Below are 15,694 nucleotides of genomic sequence, written 5' to 3'. Positions count from 1 at the left end.
ACTGTTTTTTAGAGGTGATAAAGTGCTTGTTGTTTTAATTAGAAGTATAATACTGTATATAGCAGTTTTAATAGCTTTAAGGGTTATGGGAAAAGGTGAAATAGCTGAAATGAATGCTTTTGACTTAGTAATAACACTACTTATTGCGGAAGTTGCAGCTATTCCTATGCAAAATAACGCTATTCCTATAATCTATGGAATTTCTTCAATTACAGGGCTTGTATTTATAGAAGTTTTGATTTCTTATATAACTTTAAAAAGTAGAACTGTTAGTAAAATTTTATCTGGTAGTCCTGCTGTCCTTATAAGTAAAAATAAATTAAATTATAGACAATTAAAAAAAGAACGTATAACTATTGAAGAGCTTCTGGAAGAATTACGTTCTCAAGGATACTTTAATCTTAAAGAAGTTCAATATGCAATACTTGAAACTGACGGAGATTTAAGTATTGTTCCATCCACATCTTATGATCCTAATAAAACAAATGATTTTAAACATTTACCTCTTCCAGTTATAATAGACGGTAAAGTTATAAAAGATAATCTTAATGAGATAAACAAAGATGATAGATGGATTTTAAAAATTTTAAAATCTAATCATATAAAAAGGATTAAAGATGTTTTAATTTGTATAGTTGATGAAAATGATGAAGTTCTTATACAAAGAAAAAAGGACTAAATGAGGTGAGCATAATATGAAACAAGTTATTGCAGTTTTAATATGGACTTTATTATTTGTGTCTTTAGGTATTTATTCTGAAAACAAAATATATGATTTTACTAATAAATTTAAACATGAAATTGAACTTATTCAAAAAAATATTGAAGATGATAAACTTGATAAAGTTGCTATTGATATAAAAGATTGGTCAAAATCATGGCATAAAGAAAAAGAAATTTGGTATAAAATAGTAGACCATGAGTACTTTGATGATATATGTTTATCACTTAATATACTTGAACAAAGCATTAAATACAACGATAAATTAGCTGCATTAGAACAAATTGAAACTATAAAAATGCATTTAAACAATATTTTAGAGTCAGAAAAATGTGATTTAAACCATATATTCTAATAAAAAATAGGCTTTAAAAGCCTATTTTTTAATAACTTACTTTATATAAATATAATCCTTTAGCCGAAGCAGTATCTGCAGCTTTAGTCCTATCTTTTTCTTCAAGCATTATTTTAATATCTTCAGGTGCTATTTTTTTATGTCCTACATCTATTAAAGCACCTGTCATTATTCTTACCATATTATATAAAAATCCATTACCTTCAAAGTATATTTCTACTAAACCATCATTTTCTGTTATATTTATAGAATGTATAATTCTTACATTTGATTTTTTCTTAGATTTAGATGATGCAAAACTAGTAAAATCATGTTCGCCTATAAAATATTTACTTGCCTCTTTCATTAATTCTATGTCTAATTTCTTATGTATATGAGTAGTATACTTTCTTAAAAATGGATCATGGAATTTATTATTGTATATTTTATATAAGTATACTTTTGATTTTGCATTATACCTACTATGGAATCTTTCATCTACTTCTTCTATGTTAGTTATTACTATATCTTCTGGTAAATACTCATATAAATATGTTTTCATTTTGTCTACAGATAAATTAGAAGTTGTTTTAAAATTAGCAACTTGTCCATATGCATGAACCCCCATATCTGTTCTTCCAGATCCAATTATTTCTATGTTTTCATTAGCCATTTTGCTTAAGACATCCTCTATCTTACCTTGTATTGTCATATCATTGTCTTTTAGCCTTTGAAACCCTTTATACCTTGAGCCATCATATTTTATAGTTATCTTTATGTTTCTCATATTATTCCTCTTTCTATTTTTAGCTTATATAGATTTTATAAGTGTGTTTTTTATTTTTACAGTTATAGAAGTTCCTACTCCTTTTTTACTGTTAAGTATCATCTTACCTCCATGAAGTTTTACTATTTCATTACTTATAGCAAGTCCTAAACCGCTACCTGCTTCATTGTAATCTTCTTGGAAGAATTTATCTAAGACTTTTTCTAAATTTTCGTTTTCTATACCAGCTCCGTTATCTACTACCTTCATAGTTGTGTACTCTTCATCTTGAGATACTATAACATTTATAAATCCACCTTCATCAGTAAATTTTATAGAGTTTTGAATTAAATTTATTAAAACCTGTCTAAGTCTGTCTTTATCACCTTGAATTAAATCAATATTTTCATTTTCAAACTCTGCACTTAAGCTTATATCTTTTTCGCTCGATTTTACCTTAAGCTGATTCACAACTCCTATTGCTAGCCTTTTTATATCTACTGTATCTATTTTTAACTTTATCCTATCAGATGCTAGTCTTGAAAAATCAAGTAACTCTTCAACTAGTTTTATAAGTCTCTCTGTTTCATCTTGGATTATTCCAAGACCTAAATCAAGTTCATCTCTTGTTATACCTTCATATCCTAATGTTTCACTCCATCCCTTTATTGATGTAAGAGGAGTTCTAAGTTCATGAGATATTGATGATATAAACTCTTCTTTTAATTTTTCACTTTTGTCTATTTCAGAAGCCATATACATAAATGTCTTCGCTAAATCTCCTATCTCATCATCTGATATACTAGTGTCTTTTAACTTTATACTAAAGTTACCATGTGCTAACTCATTTGCAAATTCTTTTAACTCTATAAGTGGCTGAATTATGGTTTCTGCAAACCTTAGACTTAAAGATATAGCTATTATTAATATAAATATCCCTGCAAGTATTAATCCAAGTGCCAACTTAAATATAGTAACATCTATAGCTGTTAACGATACCGTATATCTTATCGCACCTTCTATTACATTATTTATCTTTATAGGTACAGCTATGCTCATTACATGTTCATTAGTAGATTCTATCTTATGAGTTATAGGATATAAATCCTTTACACCCTTTAATGCCTTATCTACATCTTCAGCTTCTATTTTCTCATGTTTTTTTATTCCATACTGATCAATTATAATATACTTATCCTTGTTTATTACCTGAGTTGCATACTTTGAACTTCCCCAGATTCTTTGTTTATCTAGTATATTACTTATTTTTTCATCAAAAGTAGTATTTTCTATATTATTTACACTTGTGTTATATACAGAATTGGTATACTCAACTTGACTTTTTAAACTTTGTCTTACCGAATCATAATAATAATTCTGAACATAAGATATAAATAAACCTTCAAATAAAGTAACAGTTATTATAATTATTATAAAATAATTTTTAATTACTTTTTTCCTTAGCCCTTCAAATTGTAGCACTATTGTTCTTCCTTTCTAAAACAATATCCATATCCCCAAACAGTTTGTATATATTTAGGTTTTGATGGGTCATCCTCAATTTTATTTCTTATTCTTCTTATATTTACATCCACTATTTTAAAATCATAAAGATAGTTACTTCCCCAAACTTCTTCAAGTATTTGATCTCTACTTAAAGATTTTTTCGCATTAGTAATTAAATATTTGACTATCGAAAACTCTGTTGGTGTAAGTTCTATTTCTTTACCATCTTTAAATAGCTTTCTTTTATCTAAGTTAAGAATAAAAGGTGGTGATGTTATTTCATTAGTGTTTATAGTATCATCTTTTTTAATTCTTCTAAGTAACGCGCTTATTCTAAATAATAGCTCCTTTATACTAAATGGCTTTACCATATAATCATCAGCACCAGATATAAATCCTTCTATTTTATCTTCCTCTTGTGCTTTAGCAGTAAGCATTATAATCCCAACTTGATCAAAATTTTGTCTTATATATTTACAAACTTCTATTCCACTCATATCTGGTAACATTACATCTAAAAGCGCTAAAGATATATTTTTTTCATTTTTTATCTTATCTATAGCTTCTTGACCACATCCAGCTTCTATTACCTCATATCCTTCTCTTTTTAAATTTATACTTACAAAACTTCTTATTCCTATTTCATCTTCTAATATTAATATTTTTTCCTTCATACAAATCCTCCCAAATAAATATTAATAGATTAATGAAAAATATTCCATTAATGCTTCTGTAGTTATATTAAACTTATCTAATAATTCTTCATTATTTTTTTGTAATATATAGGTATTATCATAACTTTCTGTAAGTATTACAGATGATTTATTAGTTATACTTTTTCCTTCATCTACAGCAGATTTAGGAGATACAACTATAGTAAAAATATTTTTAGGTTCATTTTCTACTAAATCATTATAGTAGAACTTAAATAAAATATTTTCACCTTGATACTCTTGTTCACTATATATTTTATTTATTAAGTTATTTGGTATCTCTAATTTAAAATTGCATTTATAATTATAATATATTCTACTATTAAATACTAATCTAGCATCTTCATTATTCTTTCCATTCCATCTATACCAACTCACTGTAGATGAAGATTGTAGTGTATATATACTACTACTTCCCCCTACTATTGGTATTTCAAGAACTTTGTCTTTATTTATATCTTCAACTGGTATATAATATGGTTTCATTAAATTTTTATCATCATCTTCAAATACCTTTTTTAATTTTTTATCCTTAGTATATAAAATTTGAGTTATATAATTATTTTCTTTAAGATTTGGAATATCTAATACAATTCCATTTTTATTAGTATCGACTTGTCCATATGTTATATATAAATTATTAAGGTTTTTAACATTTTCATGCTCTATACAATCTAATAATTTAATTTTACCATCAAAATTTAATAAGCTTGAATAAACTTTATTTATTTTAGGATTATAGTTTAAAACCAAAATATCTAAAATATCATCATTATCAATATACTCTACCTTAATTTTCATATCAGTAAGATTGTATCTATCGTTTATCCAATATGGATTTAAAGTAGCCACTTTATTTAACTCATTATCTTTAAATTTATATATGTACATATTAGTTTTATCTTGTTTTTTTATAAGAAGAATTATTTCTAAATGCTTATCTTTATCCAAATCATAAAAATTCGCATATTCTATAGTTTCTCCTCCTTCTAATATGTTACCTCCTTCTTGATACTCTCCATTTTTATCCTTTTTAAGTACCATAAATCCTACTTCAGTTTTATTTGCATTTACATCTTCTTTTTTTTCAAATACTACTAACTCTTTTTCTCCATCTTTATCTAGGTCAACCTCATTTATTTTTGCAACTTCACTTGCGTTTCGTGGAAGTAGTAGCGAAGAATTTAGAGACGGTAAAAGATTCTCTATTTGTCTATATAAATTTAAATTTTCTTCACTGTAAACTGGTTTTTCCTTTATAAGTTGTTCTGGTGATTCAGAGTTTAAGCTACATCCACTTAATGTAATCATTAACAAAGTTGATAAAGCAGTTAACTTAAATAACTTCATCCAAAACCTCCCTATTTAGTTATTTTTCAAAATACGCTTTGAAATTTTCTATCCTTTCTTTTTCATCTTTTATTCTATCTTCATCTAAATTACCTCTTCCAAGCCTATCGCATAAAGATAGTAATGCTACCTCTTTATATTCTACATCATTTATCATATCTTGTGGTTGAAAAAAAGGAAGATTTTTATCGTAAAATAATGGTTGCATATGCCATCTTACTAACTTAGATACTTTTTGTTTAAAATCGTCATCAGTTAGTTCATTTAAAATATCCATCGCTATCTCTTCACCTTCAATATCATGATTATATGAAGTTATTCTATTTTTTCTAACTCTTGTAGTAGTTAGCTTTCCTATATCGTGTAAAAGTGCTGCCCACATAAATACTTTTTCATCATTAGAGTATTTTTTATATTTACTTGCTAGATCTACTACTAAAAATACATGTTTTAAAACACTTCCTTCTGGATGGTATTTGGGATTTTGTTCTATATTATTTAGCTTTTTTATTTTATTAAATGGCTCTTTATCTAAATATCCCTCTGTTATCAAACGTTCTAACTCCTCAGATGGTTTCAAATTTTGTAATAAAATTTCATTTATTTTTATAAATAACTCTTTATTGTTCATAAAATCACCCTTTAAAATATAAAATAAGCTTAGTATAAATACTAAGCTTTTTATATTTTAACACTATTTAAATATATTTATTATTATTTTTTAGGAAATTTATCCTCTGACCAAACAATATTTTCAAATCTACTTGGTACTTCTTTTATCTCTGAAGCTTTTTGTTGAGATTCTTCTTGGCTATTATTTTCTTCCATACTTTCTTCTCCTCTAAATGAGATTATATCTTGGCTATCTTCTTCTTTATCTTCTATTTTAAGTTCAGGTTCTACTTCTTCTAAGATTCTTACTTCCTCTTCTAACTCTTCTTTATGAATATGTTGTCTTTTTCTTTTCTTAGGATTTATTACCTTCTGATTTGAATTTTTAGTTTTTTCTTGTAAATCATTTGTAGATTCCTTATCATTATTTTGAGATTTTTTCAATTTACTATGTGTTTTTTTACTATTTTTCCCTAATCCATTTTTATGATGAGCTTGTTTTCCATAACCAGATTTACCTTGATTTTCTTCACTTTGACTAGCTTTATTATGTCCATGTTGTTCTTTATTATTATGTTCATTTTTACTTTGAGATTTATTATTCTCTAAATTTTTACTATTTTGAACTTCTTGATCATTATTTGACGGCTTTTTATGATTAGGTCTTTTTTTAGGTCTAGGTGCCTTTTTAGACTTATTAGTTTCTCCAATATCTTCTTGTGATTGTTGTTTATTTGTCTGAACATTTTCTAATACATCTGAAGTTTCTTGATTTTGATGTTGATTATGATGTTGCTTTTTATTAGGTCGCTTTTTACCACCTAAAGCAAAATTTAATTTAAGTCCACCTTGTTTTTTTTGATTAGATTCATTATCTAATCCAAAATCTTGCTTATTTTCCTCTGGAACTAAATCATTTAATATTATCTCATTGTAATCTTCTTCATATTTTGATTTTTCCTGTGTATTTTTTTCTAATTTTTTTGAGTGCTTATTTTTCATATTTCTATTATGACTTCTACCACTTAATCTTAACATAATTACACCCCCTTAAAATATTCTTTATGTTATATATATTATCTTAAGGGGGAAATTATTAATTATTTTTTAGGTGGACGTGGTCCTATATATTGGTACAAGTTAGTTTTTAGCATTCCATTGTATAACTTTCTTCTTTTATCTGCTTCTTGTCCAAATTCTTTTTCAAAGTCCTCGTACGAAGTTATTAAATAATATGACCAATTCTTTAAATTTCTAAATGTATATCCTAAATGTTTGTATAAGCTTTGTACACTTTCTTTGTCTTCTAGTCTTTCTCCATATGGAGGATTCGTAACTATAAATCCATATTCTTCATCACTTTTAAAATCTATGGCATTTCCTAATTTAAACTCTATATATTCATCTACACCTGCTATTTCAGCATTTTCCTTTGCAATTTCTAGTGCTTCTTCATCTATATCATATCCATATATTTTAAATTCCACATCATTATCTATTTTATCAAAAGCATCTTTTCTAGTATCCCACCAGATTTTTTTATCTAATGTTCTCCATTTTTCTGATATGAACTCACGATTAAGACCAGGAGCCATATTTATCCCCATCATTGCAGCTTCTATAAGCATAGTTCCAGATCCACACATCGGGTCTACTAATATTCTTCCTGGTTTCCATGGCACTAAACTCATGATCCCTGCTGCTAATGTTTCTCTTATTGGAGCTTTATTTGCTTTTTCTCTGTATCCTCTTTTATGAAGTGCATCTCCAGTTGTATCTATTGATATCGTAACTTTATCCTTATGTAAAAATACATATACTGGATACTTTTCTTTATCTTCCTTTAATATACCAGTTTCCATATAACTTTTTTTAAGGCTATCAACTATAGCTTTTTTTACTATAGACTGTATATCTGTTGTAGAATATAATTTTGATTTTATAGATGATGCTTTTGATACTGGAAATTGTGCTCCATATGGAATATATCTTGACCAATTTATTCTTTTAGTATTTTCATATAACTCATCAAATGTTCTAGCCTCAAATTCTGCTACTTTAAGATGAACTCTTTCTGCACATCTTAACCACATATTAGCCTTAGCTATTCCATCTTCACCAGTTTTATATGTAATCCTTCCATCTTCTGTTTTGATTATTTCAAATCCTAAATCCTTTATCTCTCTTGCTAGCATTTTTTCCATACCAAAAAAGCAAGGTGATATTAATGTATAACTTTTTTTCATGTCATCCTCCTAAATGTACTACTTATTCATGCTTCCCATTTCATATCCTGCCATATCTAGGGTTACATATTTAAATCCTATTTCTTTTAATTTTTTATCAGTTTTATTTAATAAATCTTCATTGAAAAATTTATATATTTCATCCTTACCAACTTCTATTCTTGCAATATCATTATGTGCTCTTACTCTAAATTGATTAAATCCTATACTTATTAAGTATTCTTCACTTTTTTCTATTTTTTTAAGCAATTCTTTTGTTATTTTTGTCCCATATGGTATTCTAGTTGCAAGACATGCAAAAGCAGGCTTATTATGAGTATTAAGTCCCATATTTTTTGATAAATATCTTATATCATCTTTCGTTAATCCACACTCTTTAAGCGGACTTATTATATTTAATTCTTCAAGTGCTTTAAGACCTGGCCTAAAATCACCTAAATCATCTAAATTAGTTCCATCTAGTACATACTTTATATTATGTTTAGCTGCGATTTCTTTTATGATTTTAAATACTTCTTTTTTACAGTAATAACATCTATCAGTATTGTTTTCTATAAATTTTTCAATTTTAAAATTATCAACATTAACAACTATATGATTAACACCAAATTCTTTGGCATAATTTATAGATTCTTCTATCTCTCTATCTGAATGCATAATAGCATGAAGTGTTACTGCAATTACTTTATCTTTTAAAGTTTCCTTTGCTACCTTAAGTAAAAAGTTGCTGTCTACCCCTCCTGAATAAGCTATTGCTACACTTTCTAATTCTAATAGTCTTTTTCTTAGGTTGTCTAATTTTATATTAACTTCCATAAGATTACCTCCAAGGTATAATAAGTTAATTATATAAAATGTATTGATATAAAGCAAATTTAATTTATTTAATAGTTTTAATTTGAAGTTTATTGGTATTTATTATATTATAAAGTTATCATAAACAGGGGGTAATATATGAAAATTAATTATGAGATTTTAAAAAACTTTCTTAGATGTAATAATGGAATTAAATTAATATTCAGAGATAATTCTAATATATTAGATATATATTTACTTAATTCTATTATACTAAGCTTAAAACTTGATAATAATAATCTAGAAGATAACGCTGAGCTTATTTATAATTCTATTACTAGCTTAGATAATGTTACAATGTTTATACCAAAAATATATCAAAAGTAATAAATCTTAAATAAATTAAGGGCTATTTTAAATAACCCTTAATTCTTCTACGTGCTCTCTATTATTCAATAAACTACGTACTATTCTTTTATTTCTTTATGTTGATATAATTTTATACTTATAAATATAGATATTAGTATCATTACTATATTTATAATACTAACTATAATAGGCAGACCTATATTATTGATTATATTCATAATATTATCTATCATTTTAGGATTTTTACTTATATCTGATATTATTGATATAGGCGCCATAGCTATAGCCATAATTATTATAGACATGAATACTCTTCCCTTATTTATGCCAAACTTTAAAACTAAAGGAATTATTACAGACATAGCTAATATAGCTGAAGTTATACTTATTGGTAATAAAATTTTTATGGGTACTTCTTTTAATGGATTTATTTGTGTTGATACTAGGTGTACTATATATATTACTATTATAGATAATAATAAACTTCCAATACCTAATAAATATCTAGATATAACATATTCACTTCTCTTTACTGGAAGAAACGATATTAAATAATTTATACCATTATTATCTTCATATGCCATTACTTGATATAGGGTTAATAGTATACTTAGTCCAAATAACATATTTAAAAAGAATGGATTAAAAATAGCTACTCCTATCCATACTATCCATATAAACCATATTTGTTTATATACTGATTTTAAATTTGTAAAACTCATTTTTGTAAGATTTATAATATTATTCATAACTTACCCCCTAGTATAATACATTAATATATCTTCTAGATTCGCTTTATCATAGACTACTTCTTCTCCAAATATCTCATATGCTACATTATGATTAGAAGTTAATCCCTCAAATCCAAAAGAGCTTTCTTTGTATGATATAAAAGCTTTCTTTGTATCATCATCTAATAAATCTTTACTACCTCTTATTATTCTGTGGCTTTCTAATATACTTTCTTTATCTCCATTTAGTATAATTTTCCCATTGTATATAAATACTAAATAATCTCCAACTTTATCTAAATCAGAAGTTATATGTGTAGAATAGAAAACTGTTACTCCATCTTTTTCTATATGTTCTTGTAAAACTTCTATAAATTCATTTCTAACTATTGGGTCTAAGTTTGCCGTTGGTTCATCCATTATTATTAACTTTGGATGATGGCAAAGTGCCATTATAAGTTCAAACTTTTTTTGTTGACCTTTAGATAATTCTTTATATATTTTATTTTCATCTATATTAAATTTATTTAAGTAGTATTTATATAAACTCTCATCCCAATTTTTATAGAATAAAGCTATATTTTTTTTAATATCCTTTAATTTTGCTTCTTTCATATATCCAGAAATATCTCCAACATATCCTATTGTTTCTTTTATATATAAGTCATCTATTTTATATTCTCTATCAAACACCTTTATAGTTCCATTATCTTTGTTTAACATATTCATTATTAATTTTATAGTCGTTGTTTTACCACTACCATTAGGACCTATAAACCCAGTTATAAATCCTTTTTTTATATCTAGTTTATCTATACTTAAAGTGAATCCATCTAGGGTTTTACTTAAATTTCTAATTTCTATAGCATTCATAATCTAACCTCCTATACCTCTTCATATATACTTTTAAATATTTCAATTCCCTCTTCTAACGTAACGCCTACTACTTTTGCTTGTTTTATAATTTCTTCTAGTTTATTTTCTATATCATATAGTGTAATCTCTTTTAATCTCTCAGTATTTTGTTTTGATACAAATGTACCCTTTCCTGTCACAGTTTCTATAAATCCTTCTTTTTCTAATTCTTCATAGGCTCTTTTCGTTGTTATTATACTTACTTTCAACTCTTTTGCTAAATTTCTTATAGATGGTAAACCCTCTCCTGACTTTAAGTTGCCATTTAGTATCTGGCTTTTTATTTGTGTTTGTATTTGTTCATATAACGGTATTGTTGAAGTATTACTTATATTTATATTCAATGTATCACCTCTTTCCAGTGTATATAAAGTGTATATAAAGTGTATATATTAATTATATACATATAATAACATTTTCGTTCCTTTATGTCTATCTTTTTTTGATACACTTCATTAATGTATTTATATAACAAAAAAGATAGATACTAAATTAATTTAGTACCTATCTTTTTTCATTAATTATATTTTTTGTCATTAAAATTATCAAATATCTCTCTTTATATATTTATAAAATATATCTAAATAAATGGTAAAACCAAAGATACTACTGTTATTATAAATAAAAGTGCTGTAAATATTTTACCTTTAGGATTTGCCATATTTACACTCCATCCAGCACCTAACCTTTTCTGTACTAAAAACTGTGGATCATCCTTATTATAATATATAAATCCATATATCCATTTTTCATCATCACTTTCCATTTTATAAACAGATTTATCTTTTGTATTTAAAGAGGTAATCATTATATAAAAATAAATCAAAGCTACTGTAATAAATATTGGAACTATACATCCTATAATTACAATTGCTATAGGTATATTTTCTTGCTTAACAATATATATAGGTATTACTGTTGTCATAGACTGCATACTAAGTATAAGAAGTAAAGATGAATATCCTATCCCATTTAAATATTTTTTAGCTTTTATTAGCTTTTCATCTTTTTTATCATTATCTATATAAATTCTACTCCTCAAACTACCTAAGAATATATATACCAATAATATAACCATAGATAAATCTATAAAGTTCATTAAAAATACATCTTTTATTGACTTTCGTGAAAAAACATCGGGCTCTCCATTAGCTCCCCAATGGGTTATAATAGTCTCGGGCATTGATTTATAATTTATAGCTACATATAAAAATGAAAGTATTGAAAGTCCTACACATACTCCAAATAATACTTTAAACTTTTTAACTACTTTATTTTGAATTAAAGTTAACTCTTTATCTTTATATACATTATTGAATTTATCATATTTTTTATTTATCTCTATATTATGCTCAGTTATATATTTATTCTTATATTCCTTTACTTTTGTATATGCTTTTTTTAAATTGATATAAGCTATAAATAAATATATACAACTAATTAATAATATATTTATACCTGTATTTAACATAAATAAAAATTTAACTATAAAATATATCATTATAACTATGAGTAATCCTTTATTTAAACTAAACTTAAATCCTTTACCAATTTTATTTTTAAAGTTATCATCTAGCTCTATAGATCTTATATATACTCCATAAAAATAATCTTTGCTACTTATTAATTGAGTACTTATAACTAATAAGTGAATAAACAATATTATGATTATAAAGACTGTATCCCCAATTATATTCTTCATAAATTCATCCCCTAATATTTTATTAGTACTATTATATATTTTTATAAATATATAATAGTGCTAATAATTATAACACTATATCAATAAAATAAAAAATTTACTTCGCTTAACCAATATATCGGCAAAATAATTCATGTCCAAATAACTTAGTTCCTTTCTTGAGTCACTGTGTAAGCAAATCATTTCAAATTTTTTCTACTCTCAAAATAGCTTGTTAATATTGCTTACCTTCATAAGTTATACACATTTTTTAAAACATTATAATATCAGTATAATTAACCATAAAAAGCTCCCATATTATTGGAAGCTTTTATATTTTTCTTCAAAGAAAACATTTAACTTTTCAAGTGACTTTGATAAAACTAGTTCTTCTTCATCTGAGAAATTGCTAAGTATCGAGCATATCATCTCTTCATGAAACACTTGATGCACTTTATAGACCTCTTCTCCTTTAGAAGTTAAGTTCACAAGTACTACTCTTCTATCTTCTTCAATTCTTTTTCTTTCAACATAACCTTTTTTGATAAGCTTTGTTACAGCTGTAGTTAATGTCCCTACAGTTATTCTTAAGTCGTGTGCAATTTCTCCCATAGTTCTAGACTTATTCAATCCAATTGCCTCTATTGTATGTATTTCAGTTATAGATAAATCAGGAAATTCTGTATTCTTAAGAGACTTTTCTTCAATGTGTAAGATATCATAAAATAATTGAACTAATAATTTATTTAACACTTCTTCTATTTTTCTCATAGTAATGCTCTCCATAGTTTTATTTTCAAATATTATTATAATAAAATCTACATTTAACTTCAATTGTTACATACACATTTTAACAAAAAATATATAGGTAATAAGTTTTTTATAAAAATATTATATTTTATATTTAATCATTATTTCTATATCCATAAAAATATATAACTATACAACCAAATAACATTTTCTATTATAATTTTATCTAATAAAAACTATTAAAAAACTCCATATTTTAATCTTTAATAGGGAGTTCTTTAATAGTTTCACCAATAATCTTTATACCCTTTTCTATTTCTTCAAAGGATAATCTAGAAAAGCCTAATCTTAAAGTATTATTAACCTCATTATTAATATAAAATATATCTCCTGGCATAAAAATAACGCCTTTTTCATAACACTTATTTAATAATTCTCTAGTATCTATATTTTTAAGTTTTAAAAATAAATGAAGTCCGCCATCTCCAAAAATATATTCATTAGGAATATATTTTTCTACACATTTATATGCAAAGTTAAATTTATCTCCATAAAATTTACGCACTTTCTTAATATATTTTTCAAATGCTCCATTTTGTAGATAATCATATAATATTCCTTGATCCAAAAAAGATACATGTATATTTCTACATCTTTTTACACTTTCTAATTTTGAAATAGCATTTTTATCTGCTAATATCCATCCTATTCTCATACCTGGAAATAATATTTTTGAAAAACTACCAATATAAATTATGCCATTACTTAAATTATCTAATGAGCATATAGGAAATATATGAGAACTAGAATAAAGGAGTTCTTCATTAAATCCATCCTCTATAATTGGTATATTATTATTTTTCATCAAATTATAAAATTTGTATCTATTTTCAGGTGACATTACTGTGCCAGTTGGATTATGATATGACGGTGTAATATAAGCAAACTTTATTTTATCTTTATATTTTTCTAACTTTACTTCTAACAAATCAAAATCTAATCCATTTTCATTTATATCTATTCCTATCAACTTTAAACCTAAGGCCTTCATAATCTTTATAGATGTATTATGAGTTGGATTTTCACAAATTATATAATCTCCAGATGAAGTAAAAGAAGATAAAATAATGTCTAAACCTTCTGTAAATCCATTAGTTATTAATATATCTTTATTGTATGTATCCACACCTTTTTTACTCATATATTCTAATAAATACTCGATAAGAGGCTTATATCCCTTTGCATAGCCATAATTAAGTAATTTATGTCCCTCTAAAGATAATCTATTTAAAAATGATTTTTTTAATTCATCTATATCAAACATATCTCCATTTGGAGATATACTTTTAAAAGAAATTAAGTTATTTTCCCAAGGTATTTCGTTTTTTATTATATCCATATCATTTGCCACTTTAGAATAACTATTTTGTTTATCTTCCCAATTGATGCACCAATTACTTTGATTTAAACTACTATTTGACTTTGTAAAAGTTCCCTTACCTGATACTGAATATATTAGCCCGTCGGCTTTTAATTCTTCATAGGCTAAAGTTACAGAATTTCTGCTTACATTTAAAACTTGACTAAGCTCCCTTGTAGAAGGTAGCTTGCTATTATTAGGTATCAATCCCTTTAATATCATATTACTTATATATCTTTTTATTTGTATATAAATTGGTTCATCTTTGTTAATTACAAGATTAGAAAGTAACACACTACCACCTCAATTTTATTACTACTTGATGGTTCTAATAAATATTCTATTATTTTATCTAATAAATCGCTAAAACTTAAACCGACCTCAGCTGCACTTTTGGTATCAAACTAGTTTTAGTTAATCCCAAAAGTGTATTTAATTCAAGAACATATGGTACACCATCATATATTATCATATCAATTCTTACATAAGCTTTGCAATAAAAAAAATATACCAACAAGCTTTTAGTATTTCATTTATTTGATTTTGTAAACATTCTTCTATTTTACTATTTTGTTCCTATTTAGCATTATAATCAAATAATTCAGAATTTGTATAAATAAGTAATATATTTTAAATTAAAATAATACTCTTAAACATATTTGTTACTGTACGAAAAATAAAATCACCGTATAGTTTACATAATTTAAATAAAGTAACCTTAACTTTTATTAAATGAAACTTCCCTATTCTATTAATATATTATAATATTGTGAATAACCCATAAT

Annotated in this window: 18 protein-coding genes; 3 read left to right on the top strand and 15 right to left on the bottom strand. The window is 25.2% G+C overall.

Annotated features, from left to right (window positions below; all coding sequences use genetic code 11):
• Nucleotides 1–22 precede the first annotated feature (22 nt).
• Complete coding sequence (locus CRIB_RS04670) at nucleotides 23–679, top strand: DUF421 domain-containing protein (protein ID WP_180703373.1); 657 nt, start codon at nucleotides 23–25, stop codon at nucleotides 677–679.
• 16 nt (nucleotides 680–695) lie between these two features.
• On the top strand, nucleotides 696–1,076 hold the full coding sequence (locus CRIB_RS04665; protein WP_180703372.1) for a DUF4363 family protein: 381 nt from the start codon (nucleotides 696–698) through the stop codon (nucleotides 1,074–1,076).
• A gap of 28 nt (nucleotides 1,077–1,104) precedes the next feature.
• Here the strand turns inward: CRIB_RS04665 and truA are convergent, their stop codons facing one another.
• The 8 genes from truA to larE all read right to left on the bottom strand — a co-directional run bounded on the left by truA (nucleotide 1,105) and on the right by larE (nucleotide 9,064).
• Nucleotides 1,105–1,842 (bottom strand): tRNA pseudouridine(38-40) synthase TruA, encoded by a 738-nt coding sequence (gene truA / locus CRIB_RS04660; protein ID WP_180703371.1) that lies wholly within the window; start codon nucleotides 1,840–1,842, stop codon nucleotides 1,105–1,107.
• A gap of 24 nt (nucleotides 1,843–1,866) precedes the next feature.
• Nucleotides 1,867–3,303 (bottom strand): sensor histidine kinase, encoded by a 1,437-nt coding sequence (locus CRIB_RS04655; protein WP_180703370.1) that lies wholly within the window; start codon nucleotides 3,301–3,303, stop codon nucleotides 1,867–1,869.
• Nucleotides 3,303–4,001 (bottom strand): cell wall metabolism DNA-binding response regulator WalR, encoded by a 699-nt coding sequence (walR, locus tag CRIB_RS04650; protein ID WP_180703369.1) that lies wholly within the window; start codon nucleotides 3,999–4,001, stop codon nucleotides 3,303–3,305. Before walR ends, CRIB_RS04655 begins: the two co-directional genes overlap by 1 nt.
• Before the next feature lie 21 nt (nucleotides 4,002–4,022).
• Complete coding sequence (locus CRIB_RS04645; protein ID WP_180703368.1) at nucleotides 4,023–5,390, bottom strand: hypothetical protein; 1,368 nt, start codon at nucleotides 5,388–5,390, stop codon at nucleotides 4,023–4,025.
• A gap of 19 nt (nucleotides 5,391–5,409) precedes the next feature.
• The gene (locus CRIB_RS04640) at nucleotides 5,410–6,021 is read right to left on the bottom strand and encodes an HD domain-containing protein (RefSeq protein ID WP_180703367.1); all 612 of its coding nucleotides are present in this window, start codon (nucleotides 6,019–6,021) and stop codon (nucleotides 5,410–5,412) included.
• 83 nt (nucleotides 6,022–6,104) lie between these two features.
• Nucleotides 6,105–7,040 carry a hypothetical protein gene (locus CRIB_RS04635; RefSeq protein WP_180703366.1) on the bottom strand — a complete coding sequence of 312 codons (936 nt, stop codon included), beginning with the start codon at nucleotides 7,038–7,040 and terminating at the stop codon, nucleotides 6,105–6,107.
• A gap of 62 nt (nucleotides 7,041–7,102) precedes the next feature.
• Nucleotides 7,103–8,248, bottom strand: coding sequence for a THUMP domain-containing class I SAM-dependent RNA methyltransferase (locus CRIB_RS04630; RefSeq protein ID WP_180703365.1), 1,146 nt, complete (start codon nucleotides 8,246–8,248; stop codon nucleotides 7,103–7,105).
• A gap of 18 nt (nucleotides 8,249–8,266) precedes the next feature.
• Nucleotides 8,267–9,064 carry an ATP-dependent sacrificial sulfur transferase LarE gene (gene larE / locus CRIB_RS04625; RefSeq protein ID WP_180703364.1) on the bottom strand — a complete coding sequence of 266 codons (798 nt, stop codon included), beginning with the start codon at nucleotides 9,062–9,064 and terminating at the stop codon, nucleotides 8,267–8,269.
• A 138-nt stretch (nucleotides 9,065–9,202) separates the two neighbouring features.
• On the opposite strand from larE, the gene CRIB_RS04620 reads away from it, so the two are divergent.
• Nucleotides 9,203–9,430 carry a hypothetical protein gene (locus CRIB_RS04620; protein ID WP_180703363.1) on the top strand — a complete coding sequence of 76 codons (228 nt, stop codon included), beginning with the start codon at nucleotides 9,203–9,205 and terminating at the stop codon, nucleotides 9,428–9,430.
• Between the two features lie 80 nt (nucleotides 9,431–9,510).
• On the opposite strand, the gene CRIB_RS04615 is transcribed toward CRIB_RS04620, so the two are convergent.
• The 7 genes from CRIB_RS04615 to CRIB_RS12800 all read right to left on the bottom strand — a co-directional run bounded on the left by CRIB_RS04615 (nucleotide 9,511) and on the right by CRIB_RS12800 (nucleotide 15,381).
• Nucleotides 9,511–10,161 (bottom strand): ABC-2 transporter permease, encoded by a 651-nt coding sequence (locus CRIB_RS04615; protein ID WP_180703362.1) that lies wholly within the window; start codon nucleotides 10,159–10,161, stop codon nucleotides 9,511–9,513.
• A 3-nt stretch (nucleotides 10,162–10,164) separates the two neighbouring features.
• Complete coding sequence (locus tag CRIB_RS04610; RefSeq protein ID WP_180703361.1) at nucleotides 10,165–11,016, bottom strand: ABC transporter ATP-binding protein; 852 nt, start codon at nucleotides 11,014–11,016, stop codon at nucleotides 10,165–10,167.
• An 11-nt stretch (nucleotides 11,017–11,027) separates the two neighbouring features.
• Nucleotides 11,028–11,402 (bottom strand): GntR family transcriptional regulator, encoded by a 375-nt coding sequence (locus CRIB_RS04605; RefSeq protein ID WP_180703360.1) that lies wholly within the window; start codon nucleotides 11,400–11,402, stop codon nucleotides 11,028–11,030.
• A gap of 236 nt (nucleotides 11,403–11,638) precedes the next feature.
• Complete coding sequence (locus CRIB_RS04600) at nucleotides 11,639–12,760, bottom strand: DUF1648 domain-containing protein (protein ID WP_180703359.1); 1,122 nt, start codon at nucleotides 12,758–12,760, stop codon at nucleotides 11,639–11,641.
• Nucleotides 12,761–13,057: 297 nt separating this feature from the next.
• Nucleotides 13,058–13,510 carry a MarR family winged helix-turn-helix transcriptional regulator gene (locus tag CRIB_RS04595; protein WP_180703358.1) on the bottom strand — a complete coding sequence of 151 codons (453 nt, stop codon included), beginning with the start codon at nucleotides 13,508–13,510 and terminating at the stop codon, nucleotides 13,058–13,060.
• A 235-nt stretch (nucleotides 13,511–13,745) separates the two neighbouring features.
• Entirely contained in the window at nucleotides 13,746–15,203 is a 1,458-nt protein-coding gene (gene pdxR / locus CRIB_RS04590) for a MocR-like pyridoxine biosynthesis transcription factor PdxR (RefSeq protein ID WP_180703357.1), read from the bottom strand.
• A 76-nt stretch (nucleotides 15,204–15,279) separates the two neighbouring features.
• Nucleotides 15,280–15,381: a hypothetical protein gene (locus tag CRIB_RS12800; RefSeq protein WP_243633578.1), complete on the bottom strand. Its 102-nt coding sequence runs from the start codon at nucleotides 15,379–15,381 to the stop codon at nucleotides 15,280–15,282.
• Between the last annotated feature and the right edge of the window lie 313 nt (nucleotides 15,382–15,694).

This window comes from Romboutsia ilealis, from assembly GCF_900015215.1.
GTDB lineage: Bacteria > Bacillota > Clostridia > Peptostreptococcales > Peptostreptococcaceae > Romboutsia > Romboutsia ilealis.
Note: the sequence above shows the minus strand (reverse complement) of the source record. Positions and strands in the feature narration are given on the sequence as shown.

What these genes read in the sequence shown, in the direction of transcription:
- CRIB_RS04665 (WP_180703372.1), top strand. Translation starts at nt 696, where the DNA reads ATGAAACAAGTTATTGCAGTTTTAATATGGACTTTATTATTTGTGTCT.
- truA (WP_180703371.1), bottom strand. Translation starts at nt 1,842, where the DNA reads ATGAGAAACATAAAGATAACTATAAAATATGATGGCTCAAGGTATAAA.
- walR (WP_180703369.1), bottom strand. Translation starts at nt 4,001, where the DNA reads ATGAAGGAAAAAATATTAATATTAGAAGATGAAATAGGAATAAGAAGT.
- CRIB_RS04645 (WP_180703368.1), bottom strand. Translation starts at nt 5,390, where the DNA reads ATGAAGTTATTTAAGTTAACTGCTTTATCAACTTTGTTAATGATTACA.
- CRIB_RS04640 (WP_180703367.1), bottom strand. Translation starts at nt 6,021, where the DNA reads ATGAACAATAAAGAGTTATTTATAAAAATAAATGAAATTTTATTACAA.
- CRIB_RS04635 (WP_180703366.1), bottom strand. Translation starts at nt 7,040, where the DNA reads ATGTTAAGATTAAGTGGTAGAAGTCATAATAGAAATATGAAAAATAAG.
- CRIB_RS04630 (WP_180703365.1), bottom strand. Translation starts at nt 8,248, where the DNA reads ATGAAAAAAAGTTATACATTAATATCACCTTGCTTTTTTGGTATGGAA.
- larE (WP_180703364.1), bottom strand. Translation starts at nt 9,064, where the DNA reads ATGGAAGTTAATATAAAATTAGACAACCTAAGAAAAAGACTATTAGAA.
- CRIB_RS04620 (WP_180703363.1), top strand. Translation starts at nt 9,203, where the DNA reads ATGAAAATTAATTATGAGATTTTAAAAAACTTTCTTAGATGTAATAAT.
- CRIB_RS04615 (WP_180703362.1), bottom strand. Translation starts at nt 10,161, where the DNA reads ATGAATAATATTATAAATCTTACAAAAATGAGTTTTACAAATTTAAAA.
- CRIB_RS04610 (WP_180703361.1), bottom strand. Translation starts at nt 11,016, where the DNA reads ATGAATGCTATAGAAATTAGAAATTTAAGTAAAACCCTAGATGGATTC.
- CRIB_RS04600 (WP_180703359.1), bottom strand. Translation starts at nt 12,760, where the DNA reads ATGAAGAATATAATTGGGGATACAGTCTTTATAATCATAATATTGTTT.
- CRIB_RS04595 (WP_180703358.1), bottom strand. Translation starts at nt 13,510, where the DNA reads ATGAGAAAAATAGAAGAAGTGTTAAATAAATTATTAGTTCAATTATTT.
- CRIB_RS12800 (WP_243633578.1), bottom strand. Translation starts at nt 15,381, where the DNA reads ATGATAATATATGATGGTGTACCATATGTTCTTGAATTAAATACACTT.